Origin of the sequence: Fluviispira vulneris, assembly GCF_014281055.1 — a bacterium.
Classification (GTDB): domain Bacteria; phylum Bdellovibrionota_B; class Oligoflexia; order Silvanigrellales; family Silvanigrellaceae; genus Silvanigrella; species Silvanigrella vulneris.
Genome location: NZ_JACRSE010000001.1, coordinates 757,867 through 775,047, shown reverse-complemented (window position 1 = coordinate 775,047; position 17,181 = coordinate 757,867). Strand labels below are relative to the sequence as shown.

Annotated in this window: 12 protein-coding genes; 10 read left to right on the top strand and 2 right to left on the bottom strand. The window is 33.8% G+C overall.

Annotated elements, in window-relative coordinates:
* Positions 1 to 2 precede the first annotated feature (2 nt).
* The 7 genes from H7355_RS03075 (at position 3) to H7355_RS03045 (ending at position 5,943) form a co-directional block, all read left to right on the top strand.
* The gene (locus tag H7355_RS03075) at positions 3 to 509 is read left to right on the top strand and encodes a Fur family transcriptional regulator (protein ID WP_186645052.1); all 507 of its coding nucleotides are present in this window, start codon (positions 3 to 5) and stop codon (positions 507 to 509) included.
* Complete coding sequence (locus H7355_RS03070; RefSeq protein ID WP_186645050.1) at positions 500 to 1,342, top strand: MnmC family methyltransferase; 843 nt, start codon at positions 500 to 502, stop codon at positions 1,340 to 1,342. Before H7355_RS03075 ends, H7355_RS03070 begins: the two co-directional genes overlap by 10 nt.
* Before the next feature lie 110 nt (positions 1,343 to 1,452).
* Entirely contained in the window at positions 1,453 to 1,950 is a 498-nt protein-coding gene (locus H7355_RS03065; RefSeq protein WP_186645048.1) for a DUF3015 family protein, read from the top strand.
* A 58-nt stretch (positions 1,951 to 2,008) separates the two neighbouring features.
* On the top strand, positions 2,009 to 2,524 hold the full coding sequence (locus H7355_RS03060) for a DUF3015 family protein (RefSeq protein ID WP_186645046.1): 516 nt from the start codon (positions 2,009 to 2,011) through the stop codon (positions 2,522 to 2,524).
* A gap of 144 nt (positions 2,525 to 2,668) precedes the next feature.
* Positions 2,669 to 4,447, top strand: coding sequence for an Lnb N-terminal periplasmic domain-containing protein (locus H7355_RS03055; RefSeq protein WP_186645044.1), 1,779 nt, complete (start codon positions 2,669 to 2,671; stop codon positions 4,445 to 4,447).
* A gap of 93 nt (positions 4,448 to 4,540) precedes the next feature.
* Complete coding sequence (locus H7355_RS03050) at positions 4,541 to 4,849, top strand: HU family DNA-binding protein (RefSeq protein ID WP_222435647.1); 309 nt, start codon at positions 4,541 to 4,543, stop codon at positions 4,847 to 4,849.
* Positions 4,846 to 5,943, top strand: coding sequence for a dipeptide epimerase (locus H7355_RS03045; RefSeq protein WP_186645042.1), 1,098 nt, complete (start codon positions 4,846 to 4,848; stop codon positions 5,941 to 5,943). The genes H7355_RS03050 and H7355_RS03045 overlap by 4 nt, the downstream gene beginning before the upstream one ends.
* Here H7355_RS03045 and H7355_RS03040 read toward each other — a convergent pair.
* Both H7355_RS03040 and H7355_RS03035 read right to left on the bottom strand, forming a co-directional pair.
* The gene (locus H7355_RS03040) at positions 5,940 to 9,695 is read right to left on the bottom strand and encodes an RHS repeat domain-containing protein (protein ID WP_186645040.1); all 3,756 of its coding nucleotides are present in this window, start codon (positions 9,693 to 9,695) and stop codon (positions 5,940 to 5,942) included. The genes H7355_RS03045 and H7355_RS03040 overlap by 4 nt on opposite strands.
* A gap of 282 nt (positions 9,696 to 9,977) precedes the next feature.
* The gene (locus tag H7355_RS03035; protein ID WP_186645038.1) at positions 9,978 to 11,423 is read right to left on the bottom strand and encodes a hypothetical protein; all 1,446 of its coding nucleotides are present in this window, start codon (positions 11,421 to 11,423) and stop codon (positions 9,978 to 9,980) included.
* Between the two features lie 328 nt (positions 11,424 to 11,751).
* Here H7355_RS03035 and H7355_RS03030 point away from each other — a divergent pair, with 328 nt between their 5' ends.
* The 3 genes from H7355_RS03030 to H7355_RS03020 all read left to right on the top strand — a co-directional run bounded on the left by H7355_RS03030 (position 11,752) and on the right by H7355_RS03020 (position 17,180).
* Complete coding sequence (locus H7355_RS03030; RefSeq protein WP_186645036.1) at positions 11,752 to 14,928, top strand: hypothetical protein; 3,177 nt, start codon at positions 11,752 to 11,754, stop codon at positions 14,926 to 14,928.
* 122 nt (positions 14,929 to 15,050) lie between these two features.
* On the top strand, positions 15,051 to 16,181 hold the full coding sequence (locus tag H7355_RS03025) for a hypothetical protein (RefSeq protein WP_186645034.1): 1,131 nt from the start codon (positions 15,051 to 15,053) through the stop codon (positions 16,179 to 16,181).
* A 21-nt stretch (positions 16,182 to 16,202) separates the two neighbouring features.
* The gene (locus H7355_RS03020) at positions 16,203 to 17,180 is read left to right on the top strand and encodes a sucrase ferredoxin (protein WP_186645032.1); all 978 of its coding nucleotides are present in this window, start codon (positions 16,203 to 16,205) and stop codon (positions 17,178 to 17,180) included.
* Position 17,181 lies beyond the last annotated feature (1 nt).

Sequence of the window (17,181 nt, the reverse complement as noted above, 5' to 3'; positions counted from 1 at the left end):
TTATGATGAATACTCACCTCCATGACCACGATCACAATTACAGCCATGCTCATCATGCAGAAGGTTGTAGCGGAAAATCTTTTTATGACATTGCTGTGAGCTCTTTGAAAGAAGCTAAATGCCGAATAACCAAACCACGGCTCGCAGTAATAGAATGTCTTGCTGATTCAGCCGTTCCGCTTTCGCCAAAAAGTATATATGAAAAAGTTCAAACAAAAAATAACCTTAACGTTGATCAAGTGTCAGTCTATCGCATTTTAGAGGCATTGACGAAGCTTGGCCTTGTGCATCAAGTCTTTCCATCGGGTGAATATTTATCTTGCAATACCCGTTGTGAAGTGAATCCAAATCACGTCATGCTCAATTGCATACAATGCGGAAAGGTTGAAGAAATCCATTTGGACTGGAGTTTTATTTATAAAATATTTGAACGTGTGCGGAGAACATCACAGTTTGATGCAAAAAAACATATGCTCCAACTCGATGGAATTTGTGTAAAATGCCAATAAACGATGCTGGAAATAAATATGCTCTTGTTTATACTGAGTCTGGGATTCCAACCTTTCGTCATTTGGCCACTCAAGAAACTCTGCATGGGCAAGTAGGACCTTACGAGGAAGCACAAAAATTATATGTCGAAAGTTCTGCAATTCAAACAAAAAATGGAAAGTGTATTGTATACGATATTGGTATGGGCTGTGGTGCGCAATTAATTGCAATGTTTCATGCATTTCTAGCAAATAAAAATCTCACTCACATGACAATCGTAAGCTTTGATTTGGAAAAAGAGGGATTAGTTTTATTATGGCAGAATAAAGAATTGTTTCCTTATATAAATCAATTTACTCATATTCTCCCAATGTGTTTAGAAAAAAATCATCTGTTAGTGAATTTAGAGGATGGAAGATTATTTGAATGGATATTTATTCAAGGAGATTTTGTCCAGACTTTAGAAAGTGAAGCTAAATATCCTTATGCAGATATAATCTGTTATGACTTTTTTTCGCCAGCAAGTCATCCTCAATTGTGGACGTATAATATTTTTTCAAAATTAAGAGAAAGAGTTAAAGAAGACTCTCTATTAATCACTTATTCCTCTGCTACATGCATAAGGGCAGCACTACTTGCCTCTGGTTTTTTTGTGGGTATGGGAATTGCAAGTGGAAAAAAAGCACGCTCAACTTTAGCATCTCCTACAGCACAAACGTTAAAAGAACTTCTCCCACCTGAGTGGAAAAATCGTTTTGCAAGGTCACAAGCACAATTTTCAAGTTTGGAAAAAGATGAAAATAAAGCAATTATAAAAGAAAGAATTGCAACCCATTCGCAATGGGATTTATAAGTTATAAAAAAAAGATTTTATTTTGACGTTCCATTTTTTGTACTCCCGTGTTTTGCGATAAAATACGAGAGGTTTTTGTTAAAGTAGCAAATAAAATTTGGGGGTTATTTATGAAATTAAGTTTAAAAAATTATTTTTATTTTGTAATTGTTTTAGGATTGTCGCATTTTTCAATGAGTGCTTTTGCAGTTGGTTCAGCGGGTTGTGGATTAGGTTCAGTGGTTTTTTCTGGAAATCAATGGTGGAAACAACTGCTTGCTATGACGACAAATCATATGACTTTGAGCCAAGCGTTTGGGATTACAAGCGGAACATCGAATTGTGCATCGGGATTATTTGGAGAAATCGAAAAACAAGAAAATTATATGGTCGCAAATTTTTCATCTCTGCAAAGGGAAACTTCACAAGGATCGGGCGATAGTTTAAATGGTTTGGCTTCTTTATTTGGTTGTCAACCAGAACTATATTCTAATTTTGCTGCGTATGCGCAGACACATTATAAAACAATTTTTAATTCACAAGAACCAAAAACAGTTTTGTCTAATTTTAGAGCAGAAATAAAAAATGAAAATACTCTTTCTAGCAATTGCTCATTGATAAATATATAGTTTTGTATTAATAATATTTTCGAGTTAGTCCGATCAATTATGAATAAGGAGAAGATCTATGTATCAGTTGCATAAAATAGTTTCAAAAAATGCTCTTTTATTAACGACACTTTTATCAAGTGTTTGCGCTTCGCAAGCATATGCTGCTTCTTATGGCACGGCAGGTTGTGGACTTGGTTCTATAATATTTGAAAGCACGGGTACTTGGTGGAAGCAAGTTTTAGCTGCAACAACAAATGGAACTTTTGGCAATCAAACTTTTGGAATCACAAGCGGTACTTCGAATTGCGGTAGCGGTGCGACAGCTTTGGCACGTAAGCAACAAGATTATGTTACGGCGAATCTCGTTTCTCTACAAAGAGAAGTAGCTCAGGGCAGTGGAGAAGTTGTAATTGGTTTAGCTGATGTTTTTGGTTGTAAAGAGAGTGATTATAGCAAATTTGCAGAATTTTCTAAATCAAACTATAAAGCAATCTTCAATTCCAACGATCCTGTTGCAATAATATCAAATATAAAAGTTGAGTTAATTAAAAGATCAAACCTCGCTCAATCGTGTGAATATGTGCAGATATAATTATTTTTTTTTAGATGGGTCATTAAGCTAATTGTTATTTTTTTTGTTTTAATTACGAATTATATTTACGCCATTGAATCTACTATAGATGATTCTCAAAAAAAATATTTTTTAGAAAAAGCAAAAAATTTAAAATTAGCTGAAATGCCTGAATGGCGCAAAATTCTTTTTTATCAGAGAAAATATTTTGGACCGAGAAAAGGTCTTGTTGATGGAGAAAAATTTTATTTATCCCAAAATGGTAAGAAAGATCCCTCAGCAGAATTAAATGCGACTCTAGAAAGTTTTTTTTCAGGTGAGGAGGGAGATCTATCGGGAAAATGTAAATTTCCTCGGCGCTTGAAATGGTTAAAAGCAAATCTCGATGATGAAAATTATCAAATTCCAACAACAAATTGTCCAAGTTTTGAAAAGTGGATTCAAGTTGTCGATCCCAAAGGGGTTGTGCTTGTTTTTTCTTCCTTTTATATAAATAATCCTTCAAGTATGTTTGGTCATAGTTTCTTGCGATTTATTCATTCAAATAATCCTTTAACAGATTATGGCGTGAATTTTGCAGCAAATCCAGATACAAATAATATGCTCGTGTATACTTATAAAGGGTTGACTGGGCTTTTTGAAGGCAAATACAGTTTGTTACCCTATTCAGTAAAGGTACAAGAATATAATAATTCTGAAAGTCGAGATCTTTGGGAGTATGAGTTAAATCTTTCTCAAGAAGAGGCCATTAATATGGCCACGAGTCTTTGGGAAATTGGTGATAATAGTATTGACTATTATTATTTTGATGAAAATTGTTCATATGTTTTATTAACACTCCTTGACACTGCAAACGATCATTTTAACTTTGCAGACGAATTTATGCTTTGGGTGAATCCTGCAGATACTTTAAGAGTTATAAATCAATTTCCAAATCTGGTAAAAAAGGTTAGATATCGTCCTTCGTCACAAAAGCGTTTTCGATTTCGTTACGCGCTTTTAAATTCTGAGGAAAAAGATATCTTTTCAGATGTTCTGAGAGAAAAATATCGTCTCAATGAATTGCAAGATTATTTCTCAAAAGAAAGTGTGGCAAGGGTTTTCGATGCGGTTTCTGAATATATAGATTTCAAAGAAAAACTTGCAGGAACAGAAGAGTCTGTTAAATATCCTCTCTTCAGAAAAAACTTATTGGAGGCGAGAGCATCGCTTGAAGTTATTTCTACACCATTGAAAATTGATCCACCGGTTGAAGAAAGACCGGAATATGGTGTTCCTGGAGCAAGGTTGGGAGCGCAATATTCTTATTCATATTTTGCAGGGAATGCAATTGATTTTGAATTAAAGCCTGTTTTACATAGTCTTGACAGTCCTTCTGCTGGTTATGCAAAGGATGCTCAAATAGAATTGATGAAATTACTTTTGCGTTATGAATTTAAGTCATCAACACTTTTTGTGCAAAATTTAGATTTGCTAAATATTAAATCATTTCCTTCGCTCGATCCACCACTTTATCCAATTGCTTGGAAGTTAAGAGCAGGTATTGAGCAAGATAATGACTGTAATAAATACGGCTATCTTTCGAGTTGTGAACGATCTTTTTTACAAGGTGGAACAGGTTTTGCATTATTATCTGGAATTTTTCAAATTTACACACTTGCCCAAGCAGATCTTGCTTACCAAGAAGTAAATGGGTTTGAAGGTTCCTTTGGAGTCTATACAGGTATATCGTTGCGGCCCAATCACTTTTCAGTCTTTTCCTCACAATTGGATTGGATGAAAAGATATTCATTTACATACAACAGTGAGCGTACAAGATTATTTTTAGAAAATTCCTTGTCTTATCAGTATTTCTCACGTATAGAAAATAAAATATTCGCTGATTTTAATCTCGAAAATCAAGATTGGCGAGTTGGAACTGGCATTTATTGGTATTTTTTTTAAATTTTTGGGTGCCAAAACTTTGAAAAATTTTTGTTTCTATGAGATTGATAATTGCATATACTGTAAGCGGGATCTTCGCTGATCCCTTTCCTTTTGTACGTTTTGATTGGAGCCTCTTTTATGGTTAAAAGTGAATTAATAGAAATCCTCGTATCTAAGGCAGACGTTACTTCTCCCCAAGCAGAAGAACTCATCAATATGTTCTTTGATACTGTTTCTGAAGCTTTAACTGAAGACGGGCGTGTCGAAATTCGTGGTTTTGGAGCATTTACTGTGCGTAAATACAAATCATATGATGGTCGTAATCCTAAAACAGGTGAGAAAATTGGTGTCCCAGAAAAGAAACTTCCATTCTGGAAAACTGGTTTAGAATTGCGTCAACGCGTGGATGGCTTAGGTTGAAAATTGTTGATATCCATATCGGCAAAATAAAAATCCCTCTCAAAAAGCCATTTAAGACGGCTTTAAGAACTGTTTATTTTGCTGAAGATATCATCGTAAAACTCTTAACCCGATCGGGTTTAGTCGGATTTGGCAGCGCTGCCCCTACTTTAGCAATCACGGGCGAATCATCCGATTCCATTATTTCTTGTTTACATCATATTTTAAAACCTAAAATCATAGGTGCGGATCTCGGCCAGCTCGAAAAAGTTATGGGTGAGTTGCACTCTACTTTTGTAAATAACACCTCAGCTCTGGCTGCAATAGATATGGCTTATTACGATCTGCTAGCCCAATCACTTAATTTACCACTTTACAAGTATTTAGGTGGATTTCACAATCTTGTTTTTACAGATTTAACAATTAGCGCAAACTCACCTGAAGTGATGGTAGCAGATGCTCTCGTTGCACTCGATGAAGGTTTTCAAGATCTCAAACTCAAGTTGGGCGTAAATCCTTCGCTCGATTTTATCCGTGTGCAAGCGGTTCGCACTGCTGTGGGCAATCAAATCAAAATTAGCCTCGATGCGAATCAAGCTTGGGGAGCAAAAGAAGCTGTGCGCATTATTCGCAGATTTGAAAAACTCAATTTAAATATAGAATTTGTTGAGCAGCCTGTAAAAGCAAAAAGAATATCCGATCTTCGTTACGTCACTGAGAATGTTGAAACCGATATCCTTGCCGATGAATCCGTCTTTTCTCCCTTCGATGCCCTGCAATTGATAAATAACAAAGCGTGTGACCTTATCAATCTCAAGCTTGCAAAGGCGGGTGGCATTTACAATGCCACAAAAATTTTAAATATTGCCGAAGCGGCTGGGGTAGAGTGTGTGATGGGTTGTATGCTCGAAAGCCAAGTTTCAGTTACAGCGGCCGCGCATTTTGCCGCTGCAAAGAAATCAATCGTACGTTGTGACTTAGACTCTCCAGCACTTCTGGCAGAAAATCCTGTTGTGGGTGGTGTCCAGGTTGAAGCCAATACGCTCACACTCAGTGAAACGGATGCAGGTCTTGGGATAAAAGAAATTATTGGGGTTGAGTACTTAAAATTTTAATTTTCTTTTAAACCATCTTCAACAATCAAATAACTAGTTGCTTTGCCATCTTCGTCAATTTCATTTACTAAATGGCCATTTTCATCGTAATAGTAGTAATCAATATTATTACCGTAATAAATAGCACCTAAATATCCGTCGGGGAAATACATATAAGCAGTAAAGGGTTTTCCTGGTGAAATACGGCTCAATAATTGATCTTTATTATTATAAACTAATGATCTGCCATTTTCATCGGTGGTTGGATTCCATACGGGATCATAACTGATTTCTGTAATCTTCCCATTGTTATTTATAGCAGAAAGTTTAAGTAAGCTATTGTAAGTGTACTTAATAATATTTTTAGTTAACACCTTTTTATTTTTTTCAGTTACATCAAATTTAGTTTGTGTTTTTGTAGTTATGTTATTTGTGATATCATAAATGAATTCGTTCTCGTAAGAAATTTTGTTTTCAGTGTTTTTTACTGTTTCTTTAATAAGACGATTGAGCCTGTCATATTCATATAAAGTTGTATTATTACTTTCAAGATCATTTGTACGAGTTGACGAAAATGTTTTTGTAGAGATATTTCCTCTTAAATCATAAGTTATATTTTGTCTATTTATAAAATTATTTTTTTTATCAGAAAATATAATTTCAATAGGACGATTGAGCAAATCGTATTTAAATTCTCTTTGGCTTTTTTGTGGATAAGTTTTTTTAATAATATTACCAAAACTATCATACACGATATCGACATTTCCTAAGCTATTTGAGCTTGCTTGTGTCAATCGATTTAGATGATCATAACTGTAGCGAGTGATGTCACCAATGATATTTTTCATGCTTGTTTTTTGTCCAAGTGAATTATAAGTATAAGAAATAAATTTTTTATTCGGGAACTTTTTCTCTAAGAGCCGACCTTCATGGGAATAAGAATACGAAATCTCTGAACCATTTTCTGTAATGCTTTCTACTTTTCCATTTTTCCCATAGCTATAGATTGTATTTATTTTATCAAAAGTATTAATTTCTTGGATCTTCCGTCCGAGAACATCATAAGCGTATTCAAATATTCTATGTGAGCCTTTGTCCATTTTAATGAGTTCAGAAGCTTTGTTATAAGTGTAATTGATAGTATTTAATTTGCTGTTACTGCTAATGAGATCACCGTAAATATTATAATCATAAATAGGATATTGGTATGACTCAGAAGATTTTGCGACAGACGTGTATCTGAGTTTACCAAGAAGATTATACTCATAATAAATACTAGTTTTGTTATCTTGGAGAGTTTTGGCTATCAACTGTCTTGCTGGATTATAAGTATAACTTATGCTATCGCCTACTTGATTAGTTTCTTTGACCAATTGGTTCCAGTCGTCATATTCATACACAGTGCTTTTTAAAATACCTGTTTCTTTTTCTAAATTTGTCGATTTATTTTCAATAATTTTACTGAGAACTTTGAAGAGTTTATCGTTGTCTCCCATGTAATTTATTTCATGTGCAGAAATAGTATACTCAGCTAATTTTTTGTCAGATATAGGATTTTTAAGTGTGACTTGAAATACTTTGATATTTCCATTCATATCTTTGGAAAAATTTATAATAAACGAACCCATATTGTTACTTAGTGTATAATACTTTAATCCATTCATGATTTGGTAGTTTTGTGCTTCATATGGATTGGCAAAGGTTTCATATGGCTTTTCATCACCATTGAAAAGTACACGGGCTTTTAAGAGCAGATTACCAAGAGCGTCATAATAATATTTTTTAGTTTCTCCGTAAGAATTCATTTGGATAGAAACAGACTTTTGTCCATTTTTTCCAATCATATAATAATAAGCTACATGACTGCCATCTGCATAAACGATTTTTGTAAGATTGCCGAGATAATCATAAAAATATTGGGTTGATCGGTTAAGGCCGTCTTCTTTTTTAATGAGTTTCCCTGTGGCTTTGTCAAATGTTTCACTTGTTATTCGTGATTCGCCCGTAATAAAATCTTTTGAACTGGTCAATTTAACTATTGAATTTGGATCATGCATAATACTTTTATCTTGAAGATTATTTGTATACATATTTTGAATTGATAAAATATTTCCACCTTTAAACCATCTTGGCGCTAAAGATGAATATGAAAAAATAGATTTCTTTTTCTCCCCATCGGGGAAGTAAGCATATTGATTTATATAAAGCTGCTGCCATTTTCCTTGAGATAAAACCTCATCTGTTTTGGAATAAATAGATTTATTGTCTTCAGTAAGAGTGTAGCTTTCAGCCATTTTATTGTCTTTTAAACTTTGCACTTCTTTTCTTTTTAAGAGTCCAAATTTATTTTCATCAAAATAGGAATAATTATATTTAAAACCAAATTTATCTTCTTGATATGTTAATCTAGCTAGATTGTCATATTGTGCAATTTCCCTGTAATTAATTCCTTTACAATCGGGAAGGAGGGAAGAAAGGTTATCGCCTAAAACTTTAGTTTTAAAGAAATTTTCTACTGAAACAAGCGCTGTTTCAAATGAGTTAGAAAAAGATTCTTTATCACCTTTACAAAAAGTATATGACGATTCTGCTAATAAGTTATAATTATTTTCGAGCTTAGAATATGGGGGAAATTGTTCTTTTGCATTTTGTCCCTGATATTTATATTTTACTTTAGAAATGAGATCTGTATTTTTATAGATTACTTTTGCAACTAATAAATTGAGGTGATTGTAAGTATATTCCGTGACATATAGTCCTTTAATAAATCTTGTCTTATAGAGCAAATCTTTTTGATTCTGTGTAGATAAATCGTTATAAATTTGTGGATCGATAAAGTCGGCGAAATTTTTATTGGAAAAAGTATATTCATATCTTTCACTTGGTAGAGCAAGTTTTTTGTTATCAAGCACTTGAATTTTACCAACGCTATAGATTGGTATATTTTTGCTATTTGGGATTTTGAGATATTCAATACTCGTAACTACACCAGTGGCAGAAATAATTTCAGTGTAGACTCCATCATTAAGTTTAGAAAATAAAAACTTGTTTGAAACAAATGTTGTGTTATCTTTGAACTGAATTATTTTATGCAATTGAGAATAATCATCTAATATAAATTTGAGAATGGTTTCTTGAGTTATACCATCTTTACTCAATGTCAATGTAGTCCCTGTTGAAGTTTTTCCTGTTTCATCGTCGATCAAGTCATTGGCACTCAGAGCATAATAATTTTCATAGCAGTCAACGATTGATTGAATGGAATTATCTGAATTATAAAATACTTTTATAGAGTTTCCATAACGATCCTCTCGGTAAATTTCATTGCCTTTGTTATTTAAATAAACCTTATTGCCATTTAAATAAGTTAAAAGGTATCGAAATTCACGGTTGTCAGGGGTTTTTTGCGCACCCTTTTCATAATCTGTAAATTTAGGATAGGCTCTGTTTAATCCTTCTATTTTTTTATTTTTGAGGGTATAAATACCGCCTTCTTTTAGATATATTTTATCATTTACTATTTTTGTAAAAGGAAATGTCCAACCTTTACCTAAACCAAATAAGTTTTCCTTTAAAACTTGATCATATTTTGCAATCAGTTGAAATTCTATTTCACCTCTTTTAATCATTGCGCCAATTGGATATGTTAATTTAAGTGCACCATTTTGTGGATTGACCGACTGTGTAAGAGGTGTTTGAAAATTCCATTCTGCTTGCGCTTTTGTCGATAGATAGCAGAAAAGGGAAAAGAGAAAAATATAGAATAATTTCATTTTAATTTCTTTAATTTGAGTTAGTCTTTTGCTATTTTAAGTGCTCCATACAAAAAGAGGGAGTCAAAAAAACAGCATCAATTCTAAATATTATATTTGTGAATGGGAAGCAATTATTTCTCTGTAGCAGATCTTAAATGTATGAATTTATTATCAATGTGTGAATTAAGAAAAGAAATTTTATTTTTTAATAATATTTTGTGAGGCTGTTTTGTTTTTAAATAAAAAGAAAGAAAATTAGGACTTTGGGTAGTACATAATTTCCTGTGTGCTATTTTAAAATTAAAAATAGAGCGACAATGTTCCTTTAACATTCATAGGAGATACAGCACGATTTTTACCGGCGATTGGGTATTCGAATTCACCAGCAAACTCCAATGGAATTCGATAAGGCAAACCACTGAATTTTGAACCAATCAACACAGAATAATACTGTTCAGCTCCATGGTCTGGGTGCATGCTTGAATCTCCTAAAAAGAATTGGTCACCCATAACGTTTATAGGTTGGTCATTTAAATAAGCTTTTGCAGCAAAGTTGTATTTGAATTGAGAGAAAAGACCGAGCCATTTTAAGGTTTCAGTGGCATTGCCCACTCCCCAAGCCACTTGGAAGAAACCAATATTGTGCAAACCCTTTCTTTTGAAGGTCAGGATATTTGCTTGTTTATCACCGTGGCCGTTGGTTGTACTGTAGTTTGGATCTGCTGTGTTATATGCGTCGCTGTTAAGCATACTGGAACGGCTAAAATTGACTTTGTTTAACGAATACTCGGACATATGTTGCCAGCTAAATATAAGACCAGGCATTGCGACATAGTCTACGTTCAAGCGGGCAATAACATCGTATGTTCCACCGCCAGTTAAGAGGGTATTGTCTCCACCCGTTCCTCTGACCGCGTTTGGTAAACTGAACTTACCAGTTGGTAAACGCAACCCCCCTCCAACAGCCACATAGAGAGGTACATGGCGGATAGGAGACTCTTCTGAAATGACACTCCAGAGAATACCAAATTGTAAGTCACCTATACCTGTAGCACCATTTTCCGGTTGTGATGCCGTTAAAAGTGTGTTCCTGATTTGATCCTTGATGACATCTCCTGCCGTAAAGGTCACAACTTCACCAGTTGGCAGAATAATATTTGTTTGGCCTGCAGGAAGCGTTAAGCTCCCATCATTAATTTGATTCGTACAAGCTTGAACAGAAGGACATCTTCCTTGGGCACTTAATTGAGTAGCAAACTCATTGACGAATTTATTATAATACCGCTCATACATTTCTGAGTTAGCCACTATTTTATTGCCATCCATTTGCACATGGTTGGATAAAACAATCGGAATGCCCACTCCCACAGAGATGGAATTGGTCAACCCGTATTGCAATTGAATTCCATTGACCCAACGTTCCATACTCAAACCATTTTGCACAGAATTGCCTGTGCTGTCGAAACCATCGCTGCCAAAGGTATAAGCGAAAGGGAGATCGAGTTTAAAAATTCCTTTAGGCAAAGTCTTGCCAGTGGGCAAAACTGCATATTTTGGGGCATTAAAACCAGCTTCTCCTACGCCCCCTGCAACATCTTCAGTTGGATCGGGTTTATTGTGCTGTGTGCTATTTTGTGCATGAGCTTGCATTGAAAATGCAGTCGCAAAAACACTCATGAATGAAAGTGTGCTTTTTATTTTTTGTTTTATAAAAATAGAATTAAATTTTCCTTTATAAATATGCATGTCATCTCCTCTAAAAAACATACGAACTATTACAAAAAAAGATCAAAAAAATAGAAAACTATAATTACGATGAGAGAAGAGGAGATTATAAAAGGAGACTTACCACTCTCAAAAAAAAACTGCAAGTATAAGAAATTATATTTTATACTTGCTGTTATTTGTTGAACGGTGTAAGAACGATATTAAGTCAACTGCAAAACGATGAGAGAGAGTGAGTGGTTTGGCGCGGAGTTTTTTAGAGGCGCTCCACGGAACAAAATTAAATATGAACTTGTAATATTATATATTAAGTTATTTACGTAGTATATGTGTAATAAAGGAATAAAATATGATAAAGAAGCGGATTCTTGTCACGACCTCCTGTTTTCTTTCGTCCCTTGCGCTCGTGGGGTGTGGAGGCAAAAAAAATATCAACATGCAAACAAGTAGCAATCTTTTGAATGAAAGATGGGATACTTTAGCCAAGCAAATCTGTCTACCTTTGAGTGATGAAATTCCAAATTCAAGTGATCCAAAATTTATGGAAGAATTTACCAAAATTCTATCTACGAATCCAAAATGTTTTAATCCTAATTCAGACCCTAACAGTGTAGAGCAAACTAAATACTTAGTGAACACTAAATCTGTAAATGAATATGTCGCAAAGATGGCGCAAAAAATAACTGCAATCGAAATTATCAGCTTTGAAAAACTTTCGGATGCCTCTAAAAATAGAAAAATTGATTTTCAAGAATATGATTTAGCCTCAATGAAAGATCCTAGAAAATATGCGCTTCCATATGTTGAACGTAAAGATGAGAATGATACAATTACTCAAGATGATAAACTGATTCCTATAGAATTAAGTCATATAAAAACTGCAAGTGGTTTGAATCAAGATTCTGAATTTAGCTTCTTTAGTACCAAAAAAGGTAAACTCGACGGAGCAAACAATATCAGAGGTAAAGCATATGTGCTAAAGTACCGCTTGTCGGATAATAATATTTACTCAGCCATCATAACCATTCCAGAAGGGAGTGCTAAAGTACCTCTTATGCTCTATGTGCATGGGGGTGATACAGGTCTTTCCTTCCGTGAATTAGCAATTCCTTTACAAACCGCTTTAAAGGATAATATTGTTGCAGCACCAGCATTACCCGGTGAAGACATATGTTCTGTAGATAAAACTACAGGTAATCTCGAAAAAGGCTTTAAACGGGTTTGTATTGACGGTTCCGGCAATGAAATTGCTCCTGCAGTGGAAGCTATTGGTGAAAAATCACCGCTTGATAATGACGTGGTTGCGACTTTAGGTTTGCACAGCGCATTAAAAAGAATTTCGTTAGGTGAGTTAAAACTGAATAACGAAAATATAAAAGAGTTTTTTGTGCATGGTCAACCTAGACTTGAATTTTATGTTGATAAAGTGCCTTCTTTTTTAAATTCCTACAAGCCTTTGCTACAAAAAATTGCTGGACCAAAAACTGTTGCCACTGCAAGCAGCCGTGGGGGAGCAACTTTACTTGCTGCTATGGGGCGTTCTGGTATAATGCTGCAACAAGCTTTGTCTCAATTAGACAATAAAGATGTAGATCTAAAAAATATTATTATACCACCCCTATTTAGCTCTGCGGCGACTTATTATGCACCAACTACTTTATTGATGGGAAAATTTAGAATACTTTTTAAAGATATGCTAAACGGAAAAGTTTCAGATATTTCGCATTTGAATGCTTTGCCTATGATTCCTGATCTTCAGAAAAATCAATATTTCTCTAATTTCCGGAATTCCGACTTAGCAAATAACCAAAAAGAATTAAATGAGCTTATTGGTTTCTTAGGCGCATCAGATGTGACTTATTTGGCTCCATATATATCTGTGGCAACGCAAAACTGGACTAATACATTAGATAATATTTTAGATCTTAAAAAATTAATTGCAGCAAATCCTGCAGAATTTGAAAAAGTCTTAAGAAATGCCCTTGGAGCATTGGGTAAGCAAAATATTCGCACTCAGGAAAATCCACTTTTTGTAAACGATTTTTTAGGTAAATTTTTAACTGCATTTATTGATCATAAAGATGGTGAAAAATCTTTATTAAAACATTTTTCTGATGCTCTGTTAATAAAAAATGTAAATTCCTCTGACGAACCTTGTTCAATAGTTTATAATCCTTATGCCAAACTTGAGATTACTTATAAAGGTAATTGTTCTGTCAGGGGAATTTTCACAAATGGCGCTGGTACTTTCGATTTAATGGGGGAAAAAAAGGTATTAAATCTTAAACCAATACTTGAAAAAGACGATGATGTGAATATCAAAAAACTATCTACATTATTTGAAAAATTATCCAATGATAAATATGGTTTGAAAAATTTTACGGATGCTTTAGCTTCAAGAAAGAATGATGAGTCAATTGTTAAATCTCTAGGATTTTTATCAGCTTCTTTAAAAGAAGCTGATTTTGAACTGTCACTAGAAAATATTAAGATTTTAATTCCATATTTGATAGCTTCATCGATAACTGTTCAATTGGATTTAGAACCCTTTAAAGATAATTTTGATATTAAGAATCAAAACCTAAACGATATTTTTGTAGAATCAATTGCTTTAGAAACAAATCTTTCTTTATTAAAAGATAACATTCAAATAAAATCTTTGTTAAAAGAGCCTTTGAATTATATTAAAAAATATAGAAAAGCTTCCCCAGGATCTTTATTACTTATGCACAACACTCAAGATCAAATTGTCGATCACACGCAATCATTGATTGCTAAAACTGTATTTGATACAGTCTTTAGTATGTCCTTTGGCACAGGGGTTTACTTTTTTCCATTAAATGAAATGAATATTCCACCAGTTGGAACTCAGTTTATTGCATTCCAACCAGAGAAAAGATTTTATTCCATTCCTGTTGGAGGAAAATATAATCCGAAAAGAGGAGAATTGTGTTCTGATAAAAAGAATAAACATGATGAATATCCTGCGGATTACAATGTAAAAGAGAAAAAATGCTTTGCTAAAAATGGCAATATTGCACACGGTGACCCATCGTTTTTAACCGGCAAAATAATAAATTCGCATTTACAAAATCTTGAACCAGGAGCTACAGAAAAAAATTCATCACTGGCCAAAGCATTTTTATATGGGTATGATCCAGGTCTAAATGTTCCATCTACTTCAATAAGCACACAAATCTTTGTGATGAATGAGACTTTTAATAAGATTCCTAAGGAATTAAGACCAAAAGGGCACACTTATCCATTACAATCTCAGTGTGTAACAAGCGACGCCAACTGCTTTATCTTTGGCGCGAGTGTACCAATAAGTTCGACAGCTCATTCTGTTGCGAGCGAAAATACACCTCTGTTTACGAGAACACTGTATCAAGATGCTCTTAAAATGAGTTCACTTAAGGGAGGGGTTTGGGACAAAAACGCCGAAGAGCATGACAGCATGACTCCAACGGACGTAATGTCTATGTGGTTTGCAACTTCTGCAAAAGCAAGCTTAACAGCACAATAACAATTATATTTGTACTAAAAATTCCCTTTAAAAACAGCTCCATGAAGAGCTGTTTTTTTATTTATTGACAATAAAAATTAAAATAACTATTTGCCAGTGAGGTAGAACAAGCTAGCGCTTTAATGCTAGGAATGCTTGGAAGAGAAAGAGCTTTGGATAGAAGAATTCTTAAAATAAAATATCTTTTTATATTAGCTGTTTATTTTTGGACACACTCTGTCAGAGCAAATGAATTTATGTTTGCTAAAACTCAAGCAGTGAGTTTTCTAGATTGCAATCAATTGAGAAACTTTCATTATGATTGGAATGAGGATCTTGAAGAAAAAATAGTAAAGTTGTGGGATAATCCACTTTTTCAGGAGTCCGATTTATTAATTCAAATTCGCAAAAAAATTAAAATTGCAAATCTAAAAAAACATAACTTAAAATTTAATGAGTATATTATACTAGAAATTTTGTGTAGAAATGATATTTACTTTAATAATTTATTTAATAATAGGTATCTGCAAAAATATCTTGTTCAAAAAAAAATAATAAAGAATGATTCATTTGTATTTGAAATTTATTCTGGAAATAAAGTTTCTGAAAGAGCAGAGCAATTTTATTCAAAGGAATTTTTCAAATTTTATAATAATTTAAGTAAATCTGAACAAAATTTTTTAGCTTATTTAAAAGCTGCATGTGAAGGTCTTTTTCGTGCAGAGTATTTATCTAAGGGATATTTTTCTTTACTGAGAAAGCAAAAAATAACAATAGGCAGAGGTGGTGTAATAGAATTGGGTTTTCGCTTGCGCAAGGCACGCGCTGAATTTATTTTTAATTTGTTACCCTATGCTCAGACAAAACAAATCTCCTTTCCGTCCCTTGTTGCTCTCACTCGTTTTCAAAACGGAGGCAGTGTTTTTTTAAGTCACAATGCATATAAGCAATTTATTTTGAATGACAATAAATTCTTAGGTCGTAAAGGTGTGATCTTTATTACAGCAAAAAGTACTGCAGAGAAAATTCTGCATTTATATAATAAACACGAAATTGAAAGGATTTTAGGTTTACCAAAAGGATCGCTCAGTAGCGGTATCGTCAAATATTCATTGCCCTTTTCCTTTAACTATCTACCTGACTTGCCTCATAATAGCACTATTGGTAGAAATGCTTTTTTCAAATATGGTGGTTTTACCTCTGGAAATGCGCCAGAATTGATTTTTACAAATGTTCCTAAGAGTGATATTCAATCTGTGGAATATATACAATGACTTTTTGGTTAAGAGGCAAAAATGTTTACAGAAAATATGGAATGTTCGCTCGCAACCCGTCAGAGTCGAGAAGATATTGTTTGCTCCGTTTCCCCTGTTGACGTCCAAATCTCAATCGAATTGCAAGAACCTTGGGCTTCTGTGCCGGGTAAATCGGAAGCATTTTTGCATCACAAACACCTATTTGAAATTCTTCCTATATTTTTTAAAGAGAAAATAAGAAGCGCTGTTAATCACTTTGCCCAAAACGAATTCTCCGTTGAATATCATACTCGTGTCTTTTATTTTCAAAGAACAGAGGATGAATTTTCTCCTTTTAAAAAAATTGAAATGCTCGTACCAAACTCAGAATTTAAGGATGCAGTTCTTGCGCTGAAAGAATATCAATTGGAAAAAAAAGAACATTACAAAAAATGGCAAGTCAAGGGAACAGAACATTTCCATGAATTATTTATTTGCACGCACGGTGAAAGAGATCACTGTTGCGGAAAATATGGTCTTGCAGTTTATGAAAAATTCAGGGAAGAAAATAAAAAAAGTGGGAATCCTTTATTTCGCATATGGAAGTCATCACATATAGGTGGCCATCGTTTTGCACCGACTTTTTTTGAAGCTCCATGTATGCGTTGGTATGGATTATTTAATTTGGAAAATATACCGCAATTTCTCCAGAGAGATAAAAATTATTTTACTATAGATAATAATTATAGAGGTATGAGTGGAATAAATAATTCTTTTGCACAATTTGCTGAGAAAGAACTATTTAAAAAACACGCTTGGCGGTGGGATCTTGCACAAAATAAAAAGTATGAGGTTGCTTTAAGCGAAGATTGTCAATCAGCCAAAGTGATATTTTATTTTACAATGGAAGGAAATCCTGCTCAGCAAAAATGCAAGTATGAAATCTGTTTTGACAAACTGATTTCGGGCATAGCTAGCTGTGGCTCTGACGATATCAAAACCCTCAAGCAGTATAAAGTTATTGAAATTACTGAATAAT

Coding starts and splice junctions, on each gene's coding strand:
- H7355_RS03025 (WP_186645034.1), top strand. CDS start 15,051: ATGCTAGGAATGCTTGGAAGAGAAAGAGCTTTGGATAGAAGAATTCTT.
- H7355_RS03060 (WP_186645046.1), top strand. CDS start 2,009: ATGTATCAGTTGCATAAAATAGTTTCAAAAAATGCTCTTTTATTAACG.
- H7355_RS03020 (WP_186645032.1), top strand. CDS start 16,203: ATGTTTACAGAAAATATGGAATGTTCGCTCGCAACCCGTCAGAGTCGA.
- H7355_RS03035 (WP_186645038.1), bottom strand. CDS start 11,423: ATGCATATTTATAAAGGAAAATTTAATTCTATTTTTATAAAACAAAAA.
- H7355_RS03055 (WP_186645044.1), top strand. CDS start 2,669: ATGCCTGAATGGCGCAAAATTCTTTTTTATCAGAGAAAATATTTTGGA.
- H7355_RS03070 (WP_186645050.1), top strand. CDS start 500: ATGCCAATAAACGATGCTGGAAATAAATATGCTCTTGTTTATACTGAG.
- H7355_RS03075 (WP_186645052.1), top strand. CDS start 3: ATGATGAATACTCACCTCCATGACCACGATCACAATTACAGCCATGCT.
- H7355_RS03040 (WP_186645040.1), bottom strand. CDS start 9,695: ATGAAATTATTCTATATTTTTCTCTTTTCCCTTTTCTGCTATCTATCG.
- H7355_RS03030 (WP_186645036.1), top strand. CDS start 11,752: ATGATAAAGAAGCGGATTCTTGTCACGACCTCCTGTTTTCTTTCGTCC.
- H7355_RS03065 (WP_186645048.1), top strand. CDS start 1,453: ATGAAATTAAGTTTAAAAAATTATTTTTATTTTGTAATTGTTTTAGGA.